The sequence below is a fragment of the Lonsdalea populi genome, from assembly GCF_015999465.1.
Taxonomy (GTDB): domain Bacteria; phylum Pseudomonadota; class Gammaproteobacteria; order Enterobacterales; family Enterobacteriaceae; genus Lonsdalea; species Lonsdalea populi.
The window spans coordinates 768,128-792,805 of sequence record NZ_CP065534.1; the positions used below are offsets into that span (position 1 = coordinate 768,128).

4 protein-coding genes and 3 pseudogenes are annotated in these 24,678 nt (G+C 60.0%); 6 read left to right on the plus strand and 1 reads right to left on the minus strand.

The genetic code is table 11. The features are described from left to right. The first annotated feature begins 20 nt into the window (after positions 1-20). From I6N93_RS03550 to I6N93_RS03565, 4 genes and pseudogenes are all read left to right on the plus strand, one after another. Positions 21-626, plus strand: coding sequence for a GNAT family N-acetyltransferase (locus tag I6N93_RS03550; RefSeq protein ID WP_085690182.1), 606 nt, complete (start codon positions 21-23; stop codon positions 624-626). Continuing rightward, the gene (locus tag I6N93_RS03555; protein WP_085690184.1) at positions 623-1,651 is read left to right on the plus strand and encodes a C45 family autoproteolytic acyltransferase/hydolase; all 1,029 of its coding nucleotides are present in this window, start codon (positions 623-625) and stop codon (positions 1,649-1,651) included. Before I6N93_RS03550 ends, I6N93_RS03555 begins: the two co-directional genes overlap by 4 nt. Before the next feature lie 22 nt (positions 1,652-1,673). Then, positions 1,674-2,147, plus strand: coding sequence for an OsmC family protein (locus I6N93_RS03560; RefSeq protein ID WP_085690186.1), 474 nt, complete (start codon positions 1,674-1,676; stop codon positions 2,145-2,147). 362 nt (positions 2,148-2,509) lie between these two features. After that, positions 2,510-2,626 (plus strand): annotated as a pseudogene (locus I6N93_RS03565) (transposase); the annotation flags it as partial. A 222-nt stretch (positions 2,627-2,848) separates the two neighbouring features. On the opposite strand, the pseudogene I6N93_RS03570 reads toward I6N93_RS03565, so the two are convergent. Further along, positions 2,849-3,871 (minus strand): annotated as a pseudogene (locus I6N93_RS03570) (IS110 family RNA-guided transposase). A 65-nt stretch (positions 3,872-3,936) separates the two neighbouring features. Here I6N93_RS03570 and I6N93_RS03575 point away from each other — a divergent pair. Together I6N93_RS03575 and I6N93_RS03580 are read left to right on the plus strand one after the other, a co-directional pair. Beyond that, positions 3,937-4,926 (plus strand): annotated as a pseudogene (locus I6N93_RS03575) (IS3 family transposase); the annotation flags it as partial. Positions 4,927-5,495: 569 nt separating this feature from the next. Further along, positions 5,496-24,659 (plus strand): non-ribosomal peptide synthase/polyketide synthase, encoded by a 19,164-nt coding sequence (locus I6N93_RS03580; protein WP_197669185.1) that lies wholly within the window; start codon positions 5,496-5,498, stop codon positions 24,657-24,659. Positions 24,660-24,678 lie beyond the last annotated feature (19 nt).

Genomic DNA, 24,678 nt, shown 5'->3' on the forward strand with positions numbered 1-24,678 from the left:
CCTCGGCAAGGATAAAGAAAATGAGCTGGAATCAGAACGCTGCGGCGACGCTGGAAAATGACCGGGTACTGTTGAGAGCGGTAAGGGAAGAAGACCGCCAGGCCATGCGCGAGCTGGCGCGGGATAGCCAGATTTGGCAATACTTTGTGTTCCGGGTCGACAGCGACGCGCAGTTTGAGACGTTTTTCAATGCCATGTTACGCGATCAGGCTGCAGGCACCCGTGCGGTGTTTACGATCGTTGATAAAGCCTCCGGGCAGATTGCCGGGAGCATGAGTATCGGCACTATGGTGGAGCAGGAGGCGCGTCTGGAGATTGGCTGGTCGTGGCTGGGCAAAGACTTTCGCGGGACTGGCGTTAACCGCCATGCGAAATACCTGCTGATGCGTCACGCGTTTGAAACGCTGAACGCCATCCGCGTAGAGTTCAAAACGGACGTGCTCAATACCCGTGCCCGTGCCGGACTGCGCGGTATTGGCGCCAGGGAAGAGGGAACGCTGCGCAGCTTTAACTTTATGCCGGACAATCGCCGCCGCGACGCCATCTTTTACAGCGTGCTGGCGCACGAATGGCCCGGTGTAAAAGCCATGTTGCAGCCTGCCTCTCAGGCGACGACCGCAGAATGAGTGGCGAAAATTTCGTTATCCACCTGGAAGGAGATGCCCTGTCGCGGGGCATTCAGCACGGCGAACAGTGCCGTGATGCGCTGCGGCAGTTTGCTGATGACGGATTGTGCCGCCTGCAGCCTCTTAGCGACCGCCCGTTGTCGCTGGAAGGCTTGCGCGAAAAAATTGCCGCGTACCGTATGCGGATAAGCCACTGGCTACCGGAGATTGCCAGAGAAATTGAGGGGCTGGCAATGGGGGCGGGCATTTCGCACGAGCTTGCCTGGCTGCTGCAGCTGCGACGGGAGGTGCTGGGCTATAACCGCATCACCACCGGCGGTGATTGCTCGACGCTGGCGTCACTCAAAAGCGAATCGCTGGTGGCGCAAACTGTCGATCTTAACGGCAATCTTGACGATTTTATCCGCGTTCTGCATGTCAGCACTTCGCAGCAACGCTCGCTGGTCCTGAGTTTTGCCGGGCTGTTGGGCTATCTCGGGATGAACAGCGCGGGCCTGGCTATCGGGCTAAATATGGTGCTGGGGGGGAAATGGCAGGAAGGTATTCCGCCTTATCTGGCGATTCGCCATCTGCTGGATACCTGCACCAGCGTTGACGAGGCGCTCGAAACCCTCGCTGCGCTCCCATTGTCCAGCTCGCGATCTTTTACTTTCTGCGACGGCGAGCGGGCGGCTTGTGTGGAAAGCCTGAACAACCAGCTGCGTATAGTGGAGCAGGGCGTGGTGACCGCGCACACCAATCATTTCCTGTATGATGACTTTATCCCGCAGGATGCGATCAATATTTTTGCCCGAAATTCCTCCCGGCTGCGGCTGGAGCAGACCAGAGCATTTTTGCAGCAGCCGGCGATCCGGCCTGAAAGCTGTTTTGATCTTTTCAGTACGCCGCCGGTTTGCGTAGCGGACAGCGGTGATATCAGGCGGGAACGCACAGTGGCGGCTGTAGTATTGCTACCTCAGCAGGGAACCATGTTGTTGCGCGCAGGGAATCCCTCACTTTCCGCCACGCATTCTTTTTTCCTTTAATCTGGCCGATCTGGAGAAACCAATGGCTGAGAAGCTTCATCACTATCAGGTTGTACTGGAATGGCAGGGGAATCTGGGCGTCGGCACCCGTGATTATCGATCTTATGCGCGGGAGTTTACCGTTAAGGGTAAAGCGGGGAAAACCCTTGCCGGCTCGGCCGATCCCGCCTTTTTGGGGCAGGAATCCAGCTGGAACCCGGAGGAGCTACTGTTGGCATCCATTTCTGCCTGCCATCAGTTGTGGTATCTGCATCTTTGCGCGGATGCCGGTCTTTGCGTGATGAAATACAGCGATAATCCGGTGGCAACGATGGATGAAAACAGCGGTAGATTTGTCTCGGCACAGTTGCGGCCTGAGGTGACACTGGCCCCGGAAAGCGATCCCGAATTTGCTCTGTCGCTACACGAGCTGGCCCACAGTAAATGCTATATTGCTAACTCGCTGGCTTTTGCTATCTCTGTCAAACCTGCCGTTAGCACCATGCCGCCTGCCTGAAGCGGTCCGTACAGGCGTAATTACATTGCGATGAAATTTCATCTGTAAAACACGCCTTCATCCTGAACGACCATAGCAAGGCCGGTAATTTCCCCGGCCCTGCTAATAATAGATATTATATAGCCTGATTTCGGGCCTGGCACGCCGTCAGTACGCTGGCGATTGCCCCCTTTCCGATATTGCCTTGTCAAAGCTCAGAGAAGCCAACTATTTTTCAGGCAAATGTTTCTCTCTTGTGGCAGGTTTACCTTCTTCAACCCCGGTGGGGAAAATCTACCCTGTTTTTACGTTGTAGCTCCTCGAATTAAGTCTTACTGCTTAATAGCGTTATCTGGCTAAAATACAACCAATGGAGGCTCATCATGAAGGACGCGCGTTTCACTGAAACTCGGATCCTGCGGGTTTTAAAAGAGGTTGAAGGGGGTCGGCATGTGAAGGGTATCTGCCGCGAAAACGGTGTGTCGGAAGCCGGCTATTACATCTATGGACTACCTCCGTTTTGCAAGTACCGAATCTGGTTTTGGGTTGTTGCTTACATCTATCCGGCATCAGGAATACTGACCTGTGCCCAAATGGGTAATCCGCACACCATCGCCTCAACAACTAGACGGCCTCTAAGGCCAATATAATAGTCAGGTTCCGATGGTGCAGGTGTAACCTGTCACCATTTTTCAATACTCTGCAACTTTTCTCGGTAAGCTTTAAATCACAACAGATTGATATTCTGTACTATTTTTCAACATCGACCAGACAATCCGGGCATTCTTGTTTGCGACAGCGACAGTCGTTTTGTTAACGCCTCTTCGATCTTTTACTGATTAACCCACTGATTCATTAAGCTATCATGATTATTCTCAGCAACTCTGACGACGGCCCTGGCCCCATGTATAAACAAGGTTCGTAGATGCTTATCACCTTTTTTGGTCATATTCATCAGTACCTGTCTGTCTCCGCTTGAGTATTGCCGCGGGACAAGGCCGAGCCAGGCGGCAAAGTGGCGACCATTCTTAAATTCGGAGCCTTTTCCTATAGCGGCTACCACAGCAGTCGCTGTTTTAGGACCAATGCCTTTTATTTTGGCAATACGCCGGCAGGGTTCAGACTGTCTGAATATGGTTTCTATTTCTTTATCAAAGAAAGTCATACGACGTCCCAAATCAATAAAAAGATCGAACAGCTCAGCGACTGTTTTACGCATTCTGGTGCTTAATCCATTCTCCGCATCTTCAATAATAAGAGGAACTGCACGCTTTACTCTGGAAATAGCTGCACCGATAGTGCTCCCCCAATCCAGTAATAATCTCCTGATCTGGCAGACAGTTGCTGTCCGGTGATTAACAATGCGTTGTCGGGCCCTGTGGAGGGCCTGAATATCCTGTTGCTCCGGACTTTTGGGGGGAACAAATCGCATTGTCGGCTGCATAAGGGCAATGCCAATAGTTTGCGCGTCATTCCCGTCATTCTTTTGCCCCCGGACGAAAGGTTTTACACACTGAGGGCTAATAACTTTGACTTTATGGCCCGGCTTTTCAAATTCGCGCTGCCAGTAAAATGCGCCTGTCGAAGCTTCTATTCCGATCAGGCAGGCCGGGATGCTAGCTACTACTGTCTGGAGCAATACCTTTCGCGAACCCGCTTACTGTATACCGGTTTTCCGGCCTGATTCAGTCCACATAGTGGAAAACATTTTTAGCCAGATCGATACCCAAAAATTTGAGGGTCATGATTATTCTCCTTCGAATGTGTTCTATTCAGTTAAGCCCGCAAGGAGGAGGTAGTCCATCCCATTAACTGGAAAGCCAAATATGGTGGCATGGTGTCCTCCGATATCAAGCGAATAAAAGAGCTGGAAGAGGAAAATTGTCGATTAAAGCAGATGTACGCATCCCTCAGCTTAGATCATGAAATTCTCAAGGATGTTGTTTCAAAAACTTTAACGGTGCCTGAGAAGCGTGAGCGGGCGCGTTACGTTATGAAGGAACATCAGGCCAGTGAACGACGCGGGTGCCGGATTATCGGTATCAGTCGAATCCTGTTGCATTATTGCCCGAATACGGCACGGGAGCTGCCCGTGGTCGAGGCACTGCAAAAATTGGCGTATCAGTATCCAGCCTAGGGTTTTGGATTGATGTTCAATAAGTTACGCCAGGCAGGGTTACTGTGGAATGCAAGACGGGTTTACCGGATCTATCGATTGTTAAAACTCAACCTTCGGCGTAAAGGGAAAAAACGCTTACCTCACAGGTATCCACAGCCGTTGGTTATTCCGCATAAAATGAACCACTGTTGGTCAGTTGATTTTATGAGTGATGCCCTGAGCGACGGGCGGCGCTTCAGGTTATTTAACGTCGTTGATGACTTTAATCGGGAAGCGCTGGCTATCGAAGTTGATTTAAATATACCGGCTCATCGTGTAGTGCGCATTCTTGAACGATTAAGCACAGAACGAGGCTACCCGGCTTTTATACGCAGTGATAATGGGCCAGAGCTCACCGCCGCAGCCTTAGCCGAATGGGCAGAACGCCACGGTGTGATACTCGATTTTATTCAGCCCGGAAAGCCGATGCAGAACGGATTTATCGAGCGATTTAATAAAACGCTACGACCAGAAATACTCGATATGTATCTGTTCAGAACCTTGTCTGAAGTGCGCGAACTCACAGAGGACTGGCGCACAGAATATAACGAGGAACGCCCACATAGCTCACTGGGTGATATGCCACCCGTTATCTATGCGCGGCAAAAACTGGCCGGAGATCCTCATTGGCGGTGGTACTAAAAACCGGAGGGACTATATAGGTTCTATGCCACAACTAATTAAAATAAATATGTATTCATTACTCAATGTAATATTTAGTTTTTTTTGTTGTGATTTTTTTCTGCGACGCGTCATTTTTTTTCTTGTTTTTATCTTAATAAATCAAAATAAAAGATAGCTTTTCAAAGGTGAATTTTTTCTAAGTTAAGCTTAATTGAGTCTCCTGGGTTGTGTTTGATAATTTTCTGATAAATAAGATAAGATTTATATCTTTCGCCATGTAATCCATTTCACCATCTCTATTTTTGTATTTTTTTTAACCTCATGAAGTATATGAAATTTAAAAAATATAAACGGCACATTCATACAGGTTTGATTGTTTTTAAACCCCGTGTTAACGTCCAAATAACATTGGAGACTTAATTATCAATATCGAAGTGGAAACAGCGCGCGGAATATATCTGGAACGATCATTTTCGCCTATCTGTTAGCTGTTCTACCGTATGACGGACAGACAATGACGACATAAGTAGGAGCGTCACGGCTCTTACTCCGACAGGGATGTGCTTATATGTACAGGAGTCGATGATATGTGGAGTAAACTTTCCGCGAGCCAACGTAGTCTTTGGATTTCCTATCAAAAATCGCCTCGTCTTCGTGGTGGTTATAACATTGCTTTCTGCCCTCGCATTTTAGCCGACGTCGATCCTGCGATTATTCATCACACGCTAAAATTAATGATGTCGCATCACCCCATGCTGCGCGCGACATTCCGCAATGGTGATGAGGGTCCTGAACAGTGCATTCGTCCATTGGGTGAAATTCCTTTTTTCTTGCATGATGCATCCTCCTGGTCGGAAGCGGCCCTACAACAGCATATTGAGGCTGAATACCGGCGGCCCTTTGATGATGGTAAGCCGCTACTCCGCGCTCACCTGTACCGGATCTCCGCAGAGGAAAGCGTCCTGCTTTGGGTTATCGATCACCTGATTTGTGACGGTAACTCCTTCTGGATTCTGATGGAGGAATGGGGGGGGCTGCTGGGGCAGAAGAAGCTATTACCGGTGGATAAGGTCAATGATAATCCTGATTTTTTTGACTATGTCGCGCATCAGGAGGCGTGGCTGGAAAGCTCTCAGGGCAAAAAACAGTTCGAGTATTGGGAGCAGGTGTTCTCTGGACCCGGCGGCGCAGGGTTTGATCTGCATCTGGCGTCCGCCTCGGCGGGGTCCGCCGCTCCCCGGGCTTGCATCCAATCCTTTTTTATATCGGATGCCCAGCAGGAAGGCCTTGGCGCTTTGGCCGCAAAATATGGCACCTCCCTGTATGAGCTATTGCTTGCCAGCTATTTTATTTTCCTGCGGCGATATACCGGCCAGGACAACATCATGGTGGGCAGCCCGATGCCGGCGCGCGGTCAGGGACCGTGGCGAAACACCGTAGGGAACTGCACGAATGTCGTACCTATTGCGGCGCGTTTCGATACTGATTTAACCATTGGCGAACTATTGACCGCCATACATGCCACCGCCCGACAGGCCAAGCGCAATCGACATTATCCTTTTGAGCTCATGGCGGAACGTCTGCCGATCCATCGATCTTCCGCTCAGCGTTCCTATATACAAACCCAGTTCACATACCAGATTGATCGTGGTGCGAAAGGGGTCATGAAGTTGATGGTGGGCACCCAGTGCGGGCCGGATAAAAACCAGCCGGGCGCAACGGTATCCTGGGGGGGATGGGACACCGTATCGTATCCGGTTCAGATCAGTCATGGTGATATCGCCAATCTGCTAAACGCCGAAGTTATGGAATCAGAAAATAGTCTGAGTTTCCTGCTCAAGTACGATGCGGAACGCCTGTCGGACTATACGGTTAGCCGTTATCTCACGCATCTGTCCGCTATTATCGACGTAGTGATCACCGACGATAGCCAGCGCGTCGACCAGATAAGTCTTCTGTCTGCCGACGAACGCCACACCCTGCTGCACGGCTGGAATCAGACTCAATCCGAGCCCGTCGACGCATGCCTGCATCAGCAGTTCGAAGCGCAGGCGCGCCGTGCGCCGCAGGCGGTCGCGCTGGCGTTCGGCGAGCAGCGGCTCAGCTACGACGAGCTTAACCGACGGGCCAACCGGCTGGCGCACGCGCTGATAGCGCAGGGCGTGGGGCCGGAGAGCCGGGTGGCCATCAGCCTGCCGCGCGGCGTGGAGATGGTTGTGGCGGTGCTGGCGGTGCTGAAAGCGGGCGGCGGCTACGTGCCGATTGACCCGACTTACCCGGCCGACCGCATTCGCTATCTGCTGGAAGACAGCGCGCCGCTGGGGTGGATAACCGAAGGCGCGCTGTGGGCGCAGACGCCCACGGACGTGCGCCTGTTTGACCTGGCGTCGCCGGCGCTGCTGGCCGGGCAGCCGGACGGCAACCCGGACCGGGCGGCAGACCCGCATCAGTTGGCCTACGTGATTTACACCTCGGGCTCCACCGGGCAGCCGAAAGGGGTGATGGTGGAGCACGCGCAGGTGATGCGGCTGTTCGCGTCCACCCGCCGGTGGTTCGACTTTGGCGCCGACGATGTCTGGAGCCTGTTCCACTCGCTGTCGTTCGACTTCTCGGTGTGGGAGCTGTGGGGCGCGCTGCTGCACGGCGGCCGGCTGGTGGTGGTGGCGCAGGAGACGGCGCGGACGCCGGCGGCGTTTTATCAGCTGCTGTGCGAGCAGGGCGTGACGGTGCTGAACCAGACGCCGGGGGCGTTCCGGCCCCTGATTGCCGCCCAGTCGGAGGCCCCGCCGTCATTGTCACATGCGCTGCGCTGGGTGATTTTCGGCGGGGAAGCGCTGGAGCCGGCGATGCTGGCGCCGTGGTACGCGCAAAACGGCGAGCGCACGACGCTGGTGAATATGTACGGCATCACCGAAACCACGGTGCACGTCACCTACCGTCAGCTCTCGCCGGCGGACACGGCGCTTGACGTCAGCCCGATAGGCGAACGTATCCCGGACCTGCGCATCTACGTGCTGGACGAGGCGGGCCAGCCGGTGCCGGTGGGCGTGGCGGGCGAACTGTACGTCGGCGGCGGCGGGGTGGCGCGCGGTTACCTGAACCGGGCGGCGCTGACGGCGGCGCGTTTTATTGACGACCCGTTTGCGGATGAAGCGGGCGCGAGGCTGTACAAAACCGGCGACCGGGCGCGCTGGTCCGGCGACGGCGCGCTGGAATATCTGGGACGCAACGACCATCAGGTCAAAATCCGCGGCTTCCGCATTGAGCTGGGCGAGATAGCGGCGCGGCTGCGCCGTCATCCGGCGGTGGATGACTGCGTGGTCATCGCGCGGCAGGCGGAGGACGGGGATAGCCGACTGGTGGCCTACTATCTGTCGGAGGAGCCGCAGGAGGCGCAGTCATTGCGCGACTGGGTGGCGGCGGAGCTGCCGGACTACATGCTGCCGGGGGCCTGGGTGCGCCTGAGCGCCTGGCCGCTGACCGCGCACGGCAAGCTGGACCGGCAGGCGCTGCCGGAGCCGGACGCCGGGGCCTACGCCGTGCAGCGCTACGAAGCGCCGCAGGGGGAAACCGAAACCACGCTGGCGGGGCTGTGGTCGTCACTGCTGGGCGTCGAGCCCGTGGGGCGGCACGACCACTTCTTCGCGCTGGGCGGCCACTCGCTGCTGGCTATCCAGCTGCTGTCGCGGGTGCGTCAGAATCTGGGGCGTGACGTGGCGCTCGGCACGCTGTTTGCCCATCCGGTGCTGGCGGCCTTCGCGCAGGCGGTCGGGCAGGCGCCGTTGAGCGCGCTGCCGCCGATAGCCCCGGCCGAGCGCACGGGGCGGCTGGCGCTGTCGTTTGCCCAGCAGCGGCTGTGGTTCCTGTCGCAGCTGGAAGCGAACGCCAGCGCGGCGTATCACATGGCGGGCGGGGTGCGGCTGGACGGCGAGGTGAACGTTGAGGCGCTGCAGGCGGCGCTCGACGGTATCGTGGCGCGTCATGAGCCGCTGCGTACCGGTTTTGTGCCGGAAGACGGCACGCCGTATCAGCAAATCCACGCGCCCGCGCCTTTTGCGCTTGTGGTAGACGACCTGCGAGGGCATCCCGAGCCGGAAAGGGCGCTGTCGCGGCTGAGCGCGGAGGAAGCGGCCGCCCCCTTTGACCTTGAACGGGGGGACCTGGTCCGGGGCCGGCTGATCCGGCTGGACGACCGTCGGCAGGTGCTGCTGTTCACGCTGCACCACATTATCTCGGACGGCTGGTCTGTCGGCCTCTTCATGCGGGAGCTGGGGGCGTTGTACGACGCCTTTGCCGCCGGGAAGGCTTCGCCGCTGTCGCCGCTGCGTCTTCAATACGCCGACTACGCCGCCTGGCAGCGCCGCTGGATAGAAGGGCCGATCCTGCAAACGCAGCTGGGGTACTGGCGGTCGCAGCTGGCGGAGGTGCCGCCGCTGCTGGCGCTGCCGACGGACAGACCGCGGCCGGCGGTGCAGGACTATGCCGGGGGGCGTGTCGACTTCACGCTGGATGCGGGGCTGACGGCGGGGCTGAAAAGGCTGGCGGCGCGTCACGACGCCACGCTGTATATGACGCTGCTGACCGGCTGGGCCATTCTGCTGCACCGGCTGAGCGGGCAGGACGATATCGTGATCGGCTCGCCGGCGGCGGGGCGCACCCGCACCGAGCTGGAGCCGCTGATCGGCCTGTTCGTCAATATGCTGGCGCTGCGCTGCCGGATAGCGGACAACATGACGGTGGGCGAACTGCTGGCGCAGGTGAAGGCGACTACGCTGGCGGCGCAGGCGCATCAGGATCTGCCGTTCGAACAACTGGTGGAAGCGTTGAATCCGGTACGCAGTCTGGCGCACAGCCCGCTGTTCCAGACCATGCTGGCCTGGCAAAACGCCGCCGGGGAAGCCCTGCAACTGGGTGATCTGCAAGGGCGACTATTCACGTCCGATCAGGTGACGGCGCAGTTCGATTTGTCGCTGACGCTGGGCGAGTACGACGATCGGATCGAGGGCGGGATCGAGTATGCCAGCAGCCTGTTCGATCGTGAAACGGTGGAACGCTATGTGGCTCACTGGCAGGTGCTGTTGCGGGCGATGGCGGGAGAGGCAGAGCAGGATATCGCCCGGCTGCCGCTGCTGTCCGACGCCGAACGTCAGCGCATGCTGCATGACTGGAACGACACCCGCGTCGACTATCCGCAGGAGCAGGGGATCCATCAGCTGTTCGAAGCCCAGGTGCGGCGCACGCCGCAGGCGGTGGCGCTGGTCTATAACGAGCAGCAGCTAAGCTACGACGAGCTGAACCAACGCGCCAACCGGCTGGCGCACGTGTTGATATCACAGGGGGTGGTGCCGGATACGCGAGTGGCGATCTGTCTGCCGCGCGGCGTGGAAATGGTGGTGGCGGTGCTGGCAGTGCTGAAGGCGGGCGGTGCCTACGTCCCCATTGACCCAAACTATCCGGCCGACCGTATCAATTACATACTGGACGATAGTCAACCTCGAGTGGTAGTGACTCGTACCGCGTTTTGGCAAGGCCAAGCGAGCGGGATAGATATTCTCGACCCGGACCGCTTTGACGGAGAGACGCCGTGGCCAGTTACCGATCCGGATACGCCGGCGCTTGGGCTATCCGCCCATCATCTGGCTTACGTGATATACACCTCCGGATCCACCGGAAAACCGAAAGGCGTCATGATTGAACACCGTCATCTGTGCCATCAGGTCACCGCGTTACAGCACTGCTATGGACTGAATGCGCACGACCGGGTCCTCCAATTTGCGCCCTTTACCTTTGATATGTCGGTGGAGGAGATCTTCGGCGCGCTCTGTTCGGGCGCTGCGCTGGTGCTGCGCACCGATGAGTGGGTGAGTGATGCGTCCTTGTTCTGGCAGCTTTGTCAGCGCCATGCGATAACCGTCGCTAACTTGCCGGTGGTGTTTTGGAATACCTTGATTCGAGACGGCAGCGCGGCGATCCCGAGCTGTGTTCGTCAGGTCATGATTGGCGGTGAAGCCGTTAGCCATGAAGCGATTCAGTGCTGGTACGCCCGCGAGGGTTGGCGTCCCGCGTTGTTTAACGCTTACGGCCCGACGGAAGCGACGGTGAATGCCACCGTGCATCGCATCGAGTCGGTAAACAAAACGGGCTGCATTGGGCGTCCGTTGGCCAATACTCGCGTATACGTTCTGGACAAAAATGGAGAACCGGTGCCGGTCGGCGTGGCTGGCGAGCTGTTTATCGGCGGTGCTGGCGTCGCCCGCGGCTACCTGAACCGGGACGATCTGACGGCGGCGTGCTTCGTCTCCGACCCCTTTGCCAATCAGCCGGAAGCGCGGATGTACAAGACCGGTGACCGGGTGCGATGGCATGACGATGGTTCACTGGAGTACCTTGGCCGTAACGATCACCAGGTGAAGATTCGTGGTTTCCGCATTGAATTAGGCGAAATCGAGGCGCGGTTGCGTAGTCATGCGCAGGTAACGGATTGTGTGGTGACGGTATGGCGGGAGGGAAGCGTTGAGGCGCGGCTGGTCGCCTATTATCTGGCTCCTGAAGCGCAAGATGCTAGCGAACTGCGCGCCTGGGTCGCCGAGCAACTGCCCGACCATATGCTGCCGGCTGCCTGGGTTCACCTCGACGTCTGGCCGTTAACTTCCAATGGTAAGTTGGATCGCAAGGCGCTGCCGCCGCCCGACGCGGCCGCCTACGCACAGCAGGGCTATGTCGCGCCGCTGGACGGTATCGAAACCACGCTGGCGTCACTGTGGGGCGGTCTGCTGGGGGTAGAGCGGGTCGGCCGATACGACAACTTCTTTGCGCTTGGCGGCCATTCTTTGCTGGCCGTTCAACTGCTGGCACGGATGCGGCCTATGGCGCTGCACGCGGAGGTGTCGGCGTTGTTTATGGCCCCGGTACTGTCCGACTTTGCGCAGTGGGTCAGCGCAACATCCGACGTGGCGGACGATATCCCCGTCAATCCACTGACGACGCCGCAGACTCGTATCGTGCCGGAGATGCTCCCTCTGGTTACGCTCAGTCAGGAACAGATCGACAGCATTGTCTCGACCGTGCCCGGCGGCGCGCAAAACGTGCAGGATATTTATCCGCTGACCTCATTGCAGGAGGGGATACTTTTCCACCATCTGCTAAGCCCGGAGAGCGATCCTTACGTTGAAATCACCACGTTGAGATTTGCTCACCCGGACACGTTAAATCGCTTTCTCAACGCGTTGCAAAACGTGGTCGATCGGCACGACATTCTGCGCACGGCCTTTTTCTGGCAAGGGCTGGAAACACCGCTGCAGGTGGTGTATCGCCATGCTGCGCTGCCCGTCGTGGAGGTCGAATACTCTCGCGAATCCCACCTGGATACATACATTGATATACGGCGCGCGCCGCTGCTCCATTGCCGTGTCTCTGTCGATCCTGTGGATGCGCACGTTTATCTCGAACTGCAAACGCACCAGCTGGCGGTTGATCATACCGCGCTTGATCTTATGGTGGACGAGATCCGGTCGCTGCTTGATGGCGATGAATCGTCTCTGCCGCCGACCACGCCTTTCCGCCATTTTGTCATGCACGCTCGTCGTGAAGCGCAGCGTGACGACCACGAGGCGTTCTTTAAGGACATGCTGCAAGGGGTGACGGAGCCGACGGCGCCGTTTGGTCATGTCTCCATCACCGATCAACACCACGACGTTCAATCGGCGCGGGTTTTGCTTGATGAGAGCTTTGCTGCGCAGCTGAGAGACATCGCGCAGCGCAGCGGCGTCAGTGTCGCCAGCGTGTTCCATTTGGCTTGGGCCGTGATGCTGGCGCGGACATCTGAAACCCACCGGCCGGTTTTCGGTACGGTATTGCTGGGAAGAATGAAAGGCGGGGAAGGGATCGAACGGGCGATGGGGATGTTTATCAATACCCTGCCGATCTGTATCGATATCGAAGAACAAACGACCTTACAGGCGCTGCAACAAGCCCATCAACGTCTCGCCAGCCTGCTGGATCGTGAACATGCCCCGCTATCGCTGGCGCAACGTTGCAGCGGTGTGCCGCAGGCAACCCCGCTGTTTTCGTCGTTGCTCAACTTCCGCCACAGCCAGCATAGCCGTATCGCCGGGCTGGTGGATTTGTCCGGCACCGGCGCTGAGATGCTGACCACGAAAGAGCGTACTCACTATCCGTTCACGTTGAACGTGGATGACACCGGGCAGAGCTTTTTGGTTGAGGTGCAGGTGTGTGGGCAGGCCGATCCCCATCGCCTCAAGGGTTACCTGTATCAGATCCTGAACGCGCTGGTGACGGCGCTCAATGAAGCGCCAGATACCCCGGCCCGCTCGCTGTCGATATTACCCGACGTGGAAATAAACCAACTGCTGCACGTGTGGAACGCCACGGAGGCCGACTATGGGCGCGATGACTGTTTTCATCATGTTTTTGAAGCTCAGGTTGCACGAACGCCGCAGGCTCCGGCGCTGATTTTCGGCCGGCAAACGTTGAGCTACGAAGTGCTCAACCGACGTGCGAACCGGCTGGCGCATAACCTGATCTCGTTGGGTGTGACGCAGAATGAGAGGGTGGCTATCTGCCTGCCGCGCGGCGTGGAGATGGTCGTCGCGATGCTGGCGGTGCTGAAAGCCGGCGGCGCCTACATACCGATCGACCCGTCTTACCCGGCGGAGCGTATCGATCACATGTTGAAAGATAGCCAGCCGCGCGTGACGATTGTCTCAGGTGATAGCGTGTGCGGAGCGGCTCATGCATCCTCTCTCATCGATTTGCGTACCTGTGACGATGGGGAGGCGGGACCGGAGAGCAATCCTGCGCCGCTTGCTCGTCATGCCGATGCTCTGGCCTACATTATCTACACCTCGGGTTCAACCGGCAGACCCAAAGGGGTCATGGTGGGACAACGGGCTCTGCTGAATCTGCTGTCGTCGTTCGACGCACAGCTTGGGTTGACGTCAGGCGACCGCTGGCTGGCGGTGACGACCATCGCGTTCGATATCGCGGCGTTGGAGCTGTTTCTGCCGCTGCTTAGCGGCGCGGCGGTGGTGGTGGCCAGCCACGCTGAAAGCAACGATCCGGTTCGTTTGGCAGATCTCATTCAGCATTCGGGCATTACGACTATGCAGGCCACGCCGGCAACCTGGCGGATGCTGCTCGATAATGGTTGGCCGGGGCATTCGACGCTGACCGCATTGTGCGGCGGAGAAGCGCTGAATGGCGCGTTGGCCGCAAGGCTGAGCGATGCCGTCGGCCTGCTGTGGAATGTCTATGGCCCGACGGAGACAACCATCTGGTCAACGGCACAGTGCGTTTCGTCCGGCCTGAATCCAGATTCCAACGTGCCTATCGGCCAGCCTATCGCCAACACGCAAGTTTATGTGTTGGATAGCGCAAAACAGCTGGTGCCGGTGGGCATTGCGGGTGAACTGTACATCGGCGGCGATGGGGTGGCGCAGGGTTACCTTAATCAGCCCGCATTAACGGCTGAACGCTTTGTGGATGATCCCTTCGGCGCTGTGCCGGGGCGTCGCCTGTACAGGACGGGCGATCGGGTACGCTGGCGTGATGATGGCGCGCTGGAATACCTGGGGCGTAATGACCATCAGGTCAAAATTCGCGGTTTCCGCATTGAACTGGGTGAAATCGAAGCGCGTCTGCGCAGCCATGCCGATGTGGCCGACGCCACGGTCGTGGCCCGCAAGGAGAGCGATGCGGACGTGCGGTTAGTGGCTTACTACCTGTCGCCGCAGCCGCTGACGGTCACCGCGCTGCGTGACTGGGTGGCTGAGCAATTGCCGGATTATATGCTGCCGAGCGCATGGGTTCATCTGGCCGCCTGGCCGCTGACGCCAAATGGCAAACTCGATCGCCGCGCGCTGCCCGCGCCGGATTCATCAGCCTACCAGCGGCAGATTTATATCCCGCCGCAGGGGGAAACGGAAACGGCGCTGGCCAAACTTTGGGCCGATCTCCTCGGGATAGAGCAGGTGGGCCGCGACGATCACTTCTTCGCCCTCGGCGGCCATTCGCTGTTGGCTATTCAACTGCTGTCGCGTATTCGCCGTCATCTGGGGCGGGAAATAGCGTTGAACGCGCTGTTTGACCATCCGGTACTGGCTGATTTCGCGCAGATCGTCGAGCCATCCGCATGTCGTCCGTTGGCGCCGATCATGCCGGTTGACCGGGATTCGCCGCTGGCCTTGTCGTTTGCTCAACAGCGGCTGTGGTTCCTGATGCAGTTAGAAGCGCGCGCCAGCGCGGCCTACCATATCGCAGGCGGCGTGATCTTGACCGGCGCGTTAAACGTCGATGCGTTGCAGGCGGCGCTGGATCGCATTGTCGTGCGCCATGAGTCGCTGCGTACTCGTTTCATCGCGGTAAACGGCACCCCCTGCCAACAGATTTTTGCGGCGGAACCGTTCGCGCTGACTCGGCATGATCTGAGCTCCAGCCCCGATACGGACGACGCCCTGCGTCGTATGGCGGAGCATGAAGCGGCGATGCCGTTTGACGTCACACAGGATGGACCGATTCGCGGGCGGCTCATCCGGCTCGATGCCCAGCGGCATGTTTTGCTGGTGACGATGCACCATCTTGTCTCCGACGGCTGGTCGCTGGCTCGTCTGATGGAAGAACTCAATGCGTTGTATCCGGCGTTTTGTCAGGGTGAATGCGATCCCTTGCCGCCGTTGACCGTTCAGTATGCGGATTTTGCCGCCTGGCAGCGGCAATGGATGCAGGGCAGTGTACTGCAAATGCAACTCGCATACTGGCGTGAACAGCTGGCGGATGTCCCGCCGCTGCTGGAGCTGCCGACCGACAGGCCGAGACCGGCGGCGCAGGACTACGCCGGCGGACGGGTTGACTTCCGGCTGGACGCCGGCCTGACAGACGCCCTGAAGGCGCTGGCGGTACGTCACGACGCGACGCTGTATATGACGCTGCTAACGGGCTGGGCGATTCTGCTGCACCGGCTGAGCGGACAAGACGATATCGTGATCGGCTCGCCGGTAGCAGGCCGTACCCGCATCGAACTGGAGCCCTTGATCGGCTTCTTCGTCAATACGCTGGCATTGCGCTGCCGGGTCGATAGCGACACCTCGGTAGCCGCGTTGCTCGGGCAGGTCAAAGCCACCACGCTGGCGGCGCAGGCGCATCAGGATGTGCCGTTCGAACAGCTGGTGGAAGCGCTCAACCCGACACGCAGCCTGGCGCACAGCCCGTTGTTTCAAACGTTATTTGTCTGGAATAACGAGGGCGATGACATGTTACGCCTAGAGGGGATAACGGCCGAACCCTTTAACGCCGGGCAGGTGACGACGCAGTTCGACTTGTCGATGACGCTGGGCATTCGCGCGGGCTGCCTTGAGGGGAGTCTCGAATTTGCGAGTAGCCTGTTCTACCGGGAAACGGTGGAACGCTACGTTGAACATTGGCAGGTGCTGCTGCGGGCGCTGGTCCGGGACGACGATCTGGCGGTAGCGCAGTTGCCGCTGTTGACCGAAACTCAGCGCCGGCAGGTGGTGTATGAATGGAATGCCACCCGCAAGGATTACCCGAACGGCCAGTGCCTGCATCAGTTAATTGAGGCGCAGAGCGCACGCACGCCGCAGGCGGTGGCGCTCGTGTATGACGATCGGCAATTGCGCTACGGCGCGATGAACCAGCAGGCCAACGCATTGGCCCACGAGCTGATAGCGCATGGCGTAGGAGCGGACGAACGGGTGGCAATTTGCCTGCCGCGCAGCCTGGAGATGGTGGTGGCGGTACTGGCGGTGCTGAAGGCGGGCGGCGCTTACGTGCCGATTGACCCGGCTTATCCCATTGACCGCATCAATGCGATGCTGGAGGACAGCGCACCGCGAGTGCTGATAACCCGCGGCAATCTGCCTGCACAACGGCCGTCGGGGACGTCGTTGGTCGATCTGGATCATGCTGATGGCCTCCGTCAGCGGCCGACGTTCAATCCCGATTCGCAGGGGGTGATGCCGCATCACCTGGCCTACGTGATTTATACCTCGGGGTCGACCGGAAAACCCAAAGGCGTGATGATCGAACACCGGGCTATCGTTAATCGCCTGATGTGGATGCAGGATGAATATCGGCTTGCCGCCGATGATGTTGTGCTGCAGAAAACGCCGCTGGGATTCGACGTCTCGGTCTGGGAACTGTTTTGGCCGCTGATGGTGGGCGTACCGCTGGTACTGGCTCGTCACGAAGGACAAAAAGATCCCGACTATCTTGCCCAACTTATCCAACGGCGGGCCGTCACCACCGTGCATTTTGTTCCCCCGATGCTGCAAGCCTTTCTTTCCAGCAAAGCGGCTTGTGGATGCGATAGCCTGCGGCGCGTTATCTGTAGTGGAGAAGGGCTGGGATCGGCGCTGGCGCGGCAGGCTCTCGCCTGTCTGCCACGAGCGGCGCTCTTCAATCTCTATGGGCCGACAGAAGCGGCGGTCGACGTCACTGCGTGGCCCGCGCTCGGCCACGAAACCTCTCCGCTTGTGCCGATTGGCCGACCGATCGCCAACACGCAAACCTATGTGCTGGATAACCTGGGGCAGCCGGTGCCGGTCGGCGTGGCGGGAGAACTTTATCTCGGCGGGGTGCAACTGGCGCGCGGCTACCTGGGCCGGCCGATGCTGACGGCGGCGAGCTTTGTCGCGAATCCCTTCTCGGTTGATCCCGCCGCGCGGTTGTACAAGACCGGCGACCGGGCGCGCTGGCGGGTGGACGGCGTGCTGGAATACCTGGGACGCAACGATCATCAGGTGAAAATTCGCGGTTTTCGTATCGAACTGGGTGAGATTGAAGCGCTATTGGGCGCTCACGACGCCATCCATGATTGTGTGGTCACGGCACGATCCGAAGAGAACGGAGAGACGCGGCTTGTAGCTTACTATTTGTCTGAGCAGCCGCAGGCGGCCCGCGAATTGCACGGCTGGCTGGCGGAAAAACTGCCGGATTATATGTTACCGAGCGCATGGGTTCATCTGGCCGCCTGGCCGCTGACGCCAAATGGCAAACTCGATCGCCGCGCGCTGCCTGCACCGGACGCATCCGATTATCAGCGGCAGACCTATGTCGCGCCGCAGGGGGAAACCGAATCGGCGCTGGCCGAACTGTGGTCCGAACTCTTAGGGGGTATGCGGGTCGGGAGAGACGACCACTTTTTCATCCTCGGCGGTCACTCACTGCTGGCGATTCAAATGGTGTCGAGGATCCGCCATGAACACGGACGTGAAGTGGCGCTGAGTACGCTATTTACTCATCCGGTGCTGGCAGATTTCGCTGGCATAGTGGACCGCGCGCCGATCTGCTCGCTCCCGGCGATTACGCTTGCCGATCGGGCTCAGCCGCTAGCGCTCTCGTTTGCGCAGCAGCGGCTATGGTTCTTAACCCAGTTGGAGGCCCGGGCCAGCACCGCCTACCATATTGCTGGCGGCCTGAAGCTCAGCGGCGAACTGAACCGAGGCGCGCTGGTGATGGCGTTGGACCGCATCGTGGCGCGTCATGAGGCGCTGCGCACTCGGTTCGTCGACGTGGAGGGCATGCCGTGGCAGCAGATTGATGAGCCTGCGCCTTTTGCGCTGACCGTGCACGACCTGCGCGGGCGGCCCGCCGCCGAATTGCGCCAACTGGCCGACGAAGAAGCGGCTGAACCTTTCGATCTGCAACAGGGACCGCCGGTTCGCGGTCGGCTGGTCTTGCTGAGCGAGCGCGAACAGGTGCTGCTGGTGACGCTGCACCATATCGTCGCCGACGGCTGGTCGCTCAGCGGCTTTATGCGAGAACTGGGCGAACTGTACCGGGCCTTCAGTCAGAAGCAGCCCGATCCCCTGCCGCCGCTGGCGATTCAATACGCGGACTACGCGGCCTGGCAGCGACGCTGGTTGCAGGGCGAAGTCCTCCAGTCGCAGCTCGCCTACTGGCGTGAGCAACTGGCGGATGCGCCGCCTCTGTTGGAGCTTCCGACCGATCGTCCGCGGCCGTCGGTGCAGGATTATATGGGCGAACGTATCGACTTCACGCTCGATGCGACGTTGACCGCCGGGCTGAAGGCGCTGGCGGCGCGGCACGAAACCACGCTTTATATGACGCTGCTGGCGGGTTGGACGCTGCTGCTCTATCGCCTCAGCGGGCAGGATGACATCGTGGTCGGCGCACCGGTGGCCGGGCGTACCCGTACCGAACTGGAGCCGCTGATCGGTTTCTTTGTTAATACGCTGGCGCTGCGTAACCGGGTGGACGGTGCGGCCTCGGTCGGCGTACTGCTGGCGCAGGTGAAGGAGACCATGCTGGCGGCGCAGGCCCATCAGGATCTGCCGTTCGAACAACTGGTGGAAGCGCTCAACCCGACGCGCAGCCTGTCGCACAGCCCGTTGTTTCAAACCATGCTGGCATGGCAGAACTTGCCGGATGATGCCCTGCAGTTGGACGGCATGCAGGTCGAATCTTTCAGCGCTGAACCGGTGAGCGCCAAATTTGATTTGCTGGTGTCTTTTGAAGAAACGGGCGCGACCCTTTCCGGCAGTCTGGACTTTGCCGTGAGCGTGTTCGACCGGGTGACGGTGGCGCGTATGTTGTCGCATTGGCAGGTGCTGCTGCGCGCCATGGTGAACGATGAGACTCAGCCGGTAGCGCAGTTGCCGCTGCTGACCGATGACGAACGTCACACCCTGCTGCACGGCTGGAATCAGACTCAATCCGAGCCCGTCGACGCATGCCTGCATCAGCAGTTCGAAGCGCAGGCGCGTCGTGCGCCGCAGGCGGTCGCGCTGGCGTTCGGCGAGCAGCGGCTCAGCTACGACGAGCTTAACCGACGGGCCAACCGGCTGGCGCACGCGCTGATAGCGCAGGGCGTGGGGCCGGAGAGCCGGGTGGCCATCAGCCTGCCGCGCGGCGTGGAGATGGTTGTGGCGGTGCTGGCGGTGCTGAAAGCGGGCGGCGGCTACGTGCCGATTGACCCGACTTACCCGGCCGACCGCATTCGCTATCTGCTGGAAGACAGCGCGCCGCTGGGGTGGATAACCGAAGGCGCGCTGTGGGCGCAGACGCCCACGGACGTGCGCCTGTTCGACCTGGCGTCGCCGGCGCTGCTGGCCGGGCAGCCGGACGGCAACCCGGACCGGGCGGCAGACCCGCATCAGTTGGCCTACGTGATTTACACCTCGGGCTCCACCGGGCAGCCGAAAGGGGTGATGGTGGAGCACGCGCAGGTGATGCGGCTGTTCGCGTCCACCCGCCGGTGGTTCGACTTTGGCGCCGACGATGTCTGGAGCCTGTTCCACTCGCTGTCGTTCGACTTCTCGGTGTGGGAGCTGTGGGGCGCGCTGCTGCACGGCGGCCGGCTGGTGGTGGTGGCGCAGGAGACGGCGCGGACGCCGGCGGCGTTTTATCAGCTGCTGTGCGAGCAGGGCGTGACGGTGCTGAACCAGACGCCGGGGGCGTTCCGGCCCCTGATTGCCGCCCAGTCGGAGGCCCCGCCGTCATTGTCACATGCGCTGCGCTGGGTGATTTTCGGCGGGGAAGCGCTGGAGCCGGCGATGCTGGCGCCGTGGTACGCGCAAAACGGCGAGCGCACGACGCTGGTGAATATGTACGGCATCACCGAAACCACGGTGCACGTCACCTACCGTCAGCTCTCGCCGGCGGACACGGCGCTTGACGTCAGCCCGATAGGCGAACGTATCCCGGACCTGCGCATCTACGTGCTGGACGAGGCGGGCCAGCCGGTGCCGGTGGGCGTGGCGGGCGAACTGTACGTCGGCGGCGGCGGGGTGGCGCGCGGTTACCTGAACCGGGCGGCGCTGACGGCGGCGCGTTTTATTGACGACCCGTTTGCGGATGAAGCGGGCGCGAGGCTGTACAAAACCGGCGACCGGGCGCGCTGGTCCGGCGACGGCGCGCTGGAATATCTGGGACGCAACGACCATCAGGTCAAAATCCGCGGCTTCCGCATTGAGCTGGGCGAGATAGCGGCGCGGCTGCGCCGTCATCCGGCGGTGGATGACTGCGTGGTCATCGCGCGGCAGGCGGAGGACGGGGATAGCCGACTGGTGGCCTACTATCTGTCGGAGGAGCCGCAGGAGGCGCAGTCATTGCGCGACTGGGTGGCGGCGGAGCTGCCGGACTACATGCTGCCGGGGGCCTGGGTGCGCCTGAGCGCCTGGCCGCTGACCGCGCACGGCAAGCTGGACCGGCAGGCGCTGCCGGAGCCGGACGCCGGGGCCTACGCCGTGCAGCGCTACGAAGCGCCGCAGGGGGAAACCGAAACCACGCTGGCGGGGCTGTGGTCGTCACTGCTGGGCGTCGAGCCCGTGGGGCGGCACGACCACTTCTTCGCGCTGGGCGGCCACTCGCTGCTGGCTATCCAGCTGCTGTCGCGGGTGCGTCAGAATCTGGGGCGTGACGTGGCGCTCGGCACGCTGTTTGCCCATCCGGTGCTGGCGGCCTTCGCGCAGGCGGTCGGGCAGGCGCCGTTGAGCGCGCTGCCGCCGATAGCCCCGGCCGAGCGCACGGGGCGGCTGGCGCTGTCGTTTGCCCAGCAGCGGCTGTGGTTCCTGTCGCAGCTGGAAGCGAACGCCAGCGCGGCGTATCACATGGCGGGCGGGGTGCGGCTGGACGGCGAGGTGAACGTTGAGGCGCTGCAGGCGGCGCTCGACGGTATCGTGGCGCGTCATGAGCCGCTGCGTACCGGCTTTGTGCCGGAAGACGGCACGCCGTATCAGCAAATCCACGCGCCCGCGCCTTTTGCGCTTGTGGTGGACGACCTGCGAGGGCATCCCGAGCCGGAAAGGGCGCTGTCGCGGCTGAGCGCGGAGGAAGCGGCCGCCCCCTTTGACCTTGAACGGGGGGGCCTGGTCCGGGGGCGCCTGATCCGGCTGGACGACCGTCGGCAGGTGCTGCTGTTCACGCTGCACCACATTATCTCGGACGGCTGGTCTGTCGGCCTCTTTATGCGGGAGCTGGGGGCGTTGTACGACGCCTTTGCCGCCGGGAAAGCTTCGCCGCTGCCGCCGCTGCGTCTTCAATACGCGGACTACGCCGCCTGGCAGCGCCGCTGGGTAGAAGGGCCGATCCTGCAAACGCAGCTGGGGTACTGGCGGGAGCAGCTGGCGGAGGTGCCGCCGCTGCTGGCGCTGCCGACGGACAGACCGCGGCCGGCGGTGCAGGACTATGCCGGGGGGCGTGTCGACTTCACGCTGGATGCGGGGCTGACGGCGGGGCTGAAAAGGCTGGCGGCGCGTCACGACGCCACGCTGTATATGACGCTGCTGACCGGCTGGGCCATTCTGCTGCACCGGCTGAGCGGGCAGGACGATATCGTGATCGGCTCGCCGGCGGCGGGGCGCACCCGCACCGAGCTGGAGCCGCTGATCGGTTTCTTCGCCAACACGTTAGCCTTGCGCTGCCGGATAGCGGACAACGCGACGGTGGGCGAACTGCTGGCGCAGGTGAAGGCGACCACGCTGGCGGCGCAGGCGCATCAGGATCTGCCGTTCGAACAGCTGGTGGAAGCGTTGAATCCGGTACGCAGTCTGGCGCACAGCCCGCTGTTCCAGACCATGATGGTCTGGCAGGAGGATAAAGGGAACTCGCTAGCATTGCAGGGGCTGAAGGTGGCACCTTTTATCGCCGGACAGGTAACGGCCAAATTTGATCTGCTATTGGCGTTAGAGGCGGAAGGCGACCGGATCGAAGGCTGCATCGAGTATGCCAGCAGCCTGTTCGACCCTGAGACGGCGACGCGGTATATCGGATATCTGCAGCGTTTGTTACAGGCACTGGTAGAGGATGAGGCGCAGGAGATTGTCCGGCTGCCGCTGCTGTCCGACGCCGAACGCCAGCAGGTGCTGTATGGCTGGAACGATACCCGCGCCGACTATCCGCAGGAGCAGGGGATCCATCAGCTGTTCGAAGCCCAGGTGCGGCGCACGCCGCAGGCGGTGGCGCTGGTCTATAACGAACAGCAACTGAGCTATGACGCATTGAATCAGCACGCCAACCGGCTGGCGCACGTGTTGATATCACAGGGGGTGGTGCCGGATACGCGAGTGGCGATCTGTCTGCCGCGCGGCCTGCAATCGGTGGTGGCGGTGCTGGCAGTGCTGAAGGCGGGCGGCGCCTATCTGCCTATCGATCCGGCCTACCCGGATGACCGTATCCGCTACTTATTACACGACGGCCAGCCGCGGGTGCTGATAACCGACGCATCCCTGTCATCAAGGCTGCCCACCGATGAAGCATGCAAGCTGTTGTTGTTGCCCGAACGGTTAATCGAAGACCGGATGCAGCCGCTGACGGATAACCCGGCTTCGCCGCTGAATGCCTCGCAGTTGGCCTACGTGATTTATACCTCAGGCTCGACGGGCCAGCCCAAAGGCGTAGCGATGCCGCACCGCGCGTTGGTCAACCTCATGCACTGGCAGCGGCAGATGCGCGGAGAAAAAACGACGCCGCGCACCTTGCAATACGCGGCGATGGGGTTCGATGTCTCTTTTCAGGAGATCTTCAGTACGTTGTTGTTCGGCGGCGAGCTGGTGCTGATAGATGAGGCTAGCCGACTGGATATGGTCAAACTTTCCGCGCTGATCCGCCAACGTCAGATAGCGCGGCTCTATCTTCCTTATGTCGCGCTTAAAGCGTTGGCGGCCCAGTTGCAGACCGAAACGCAACCGCTGGACTCGCTGCGTGAGATCATCACCGCCGGTGAGCAGTTGGTCATCACCCCGATGCTTCAACAAGCGTTCATCGAGCGGCTCTCCCATGTCCGTCTCTATAACCATTACGGACCAACCGAAACCCACGTGGTCAGCTGTTTTGATCTGCCGTCATCCGCGCAGGATTGGGGACGGTTACCGCCTATTGGCCGCCCTATCGCCAATACACGCGTCTATTTGCTTGATGCCTTGCAGCAGCCGGTACCGGTCGGTGTCAGCGGCGAGATTTATCTGGCCGGTGATGCCGTGGCCTGCGGCTATCTCAACCATCCGGCACTGACCGCTGAACGCTTTCTGCCCGACCCCTTCGTGCCACCATCCCGGCATACGCTCCCGCAACGGATGTATCGCACGGGCGACATCGGCCGCTGGAATGCGGATGGCACGATCGCCTATCTGGGTCGTGGCGATCGTCAGGTTAAGGTGCGCGGATTCCGGGTCGAATTAGAGGAGATTGAAGCTCAACTGAATACCTGCCCCGGCATTGCCCAATCGCTGGTGGTGCTGAAAGAGGAGGATCCCGATAACCGCCGTCTGGTGGCTTACTTCCTGCCGAACGGTGAGGAAGGTGCGTCGTGTCAGGCCGAAACGCTACACCACTATCTTGCCGGTCGTCTGCCGGAATACATGGTGCCCATCGCCTACGTGCCGTTAAACCACTTCCCGGTCAGCCCTAATGGAAAGCTTGACCGTAGCGCATTGCCTGCGCCGGATGCGGCGGCTTATGTCAGTCAGGAATACGAACCGCCGCAGGGCGAAATCGAACAGCTCCTGGCCGACATCTGGCGCGAGCTGCTCCATGTGGAACGGGTGGGACGTCAGGATCACTTTTTCTTGCTGGGAGGACACTCGCTGCTGGCCGTACAGCTGGTTTCACGGATCAAAAATCGGTTGATGATCGAGGTGCCGCTACAGGATGTGTTTGCGGCTCCGCAACTGCAAAGAATGGCCGATCTGCTTTTGCAACATATTGATATGCAGCTTCAAGAGTTGATGTCGAAAGAGGATTCCTTCGATCAGCGCTGAAGTGATAAATGGAGGTATT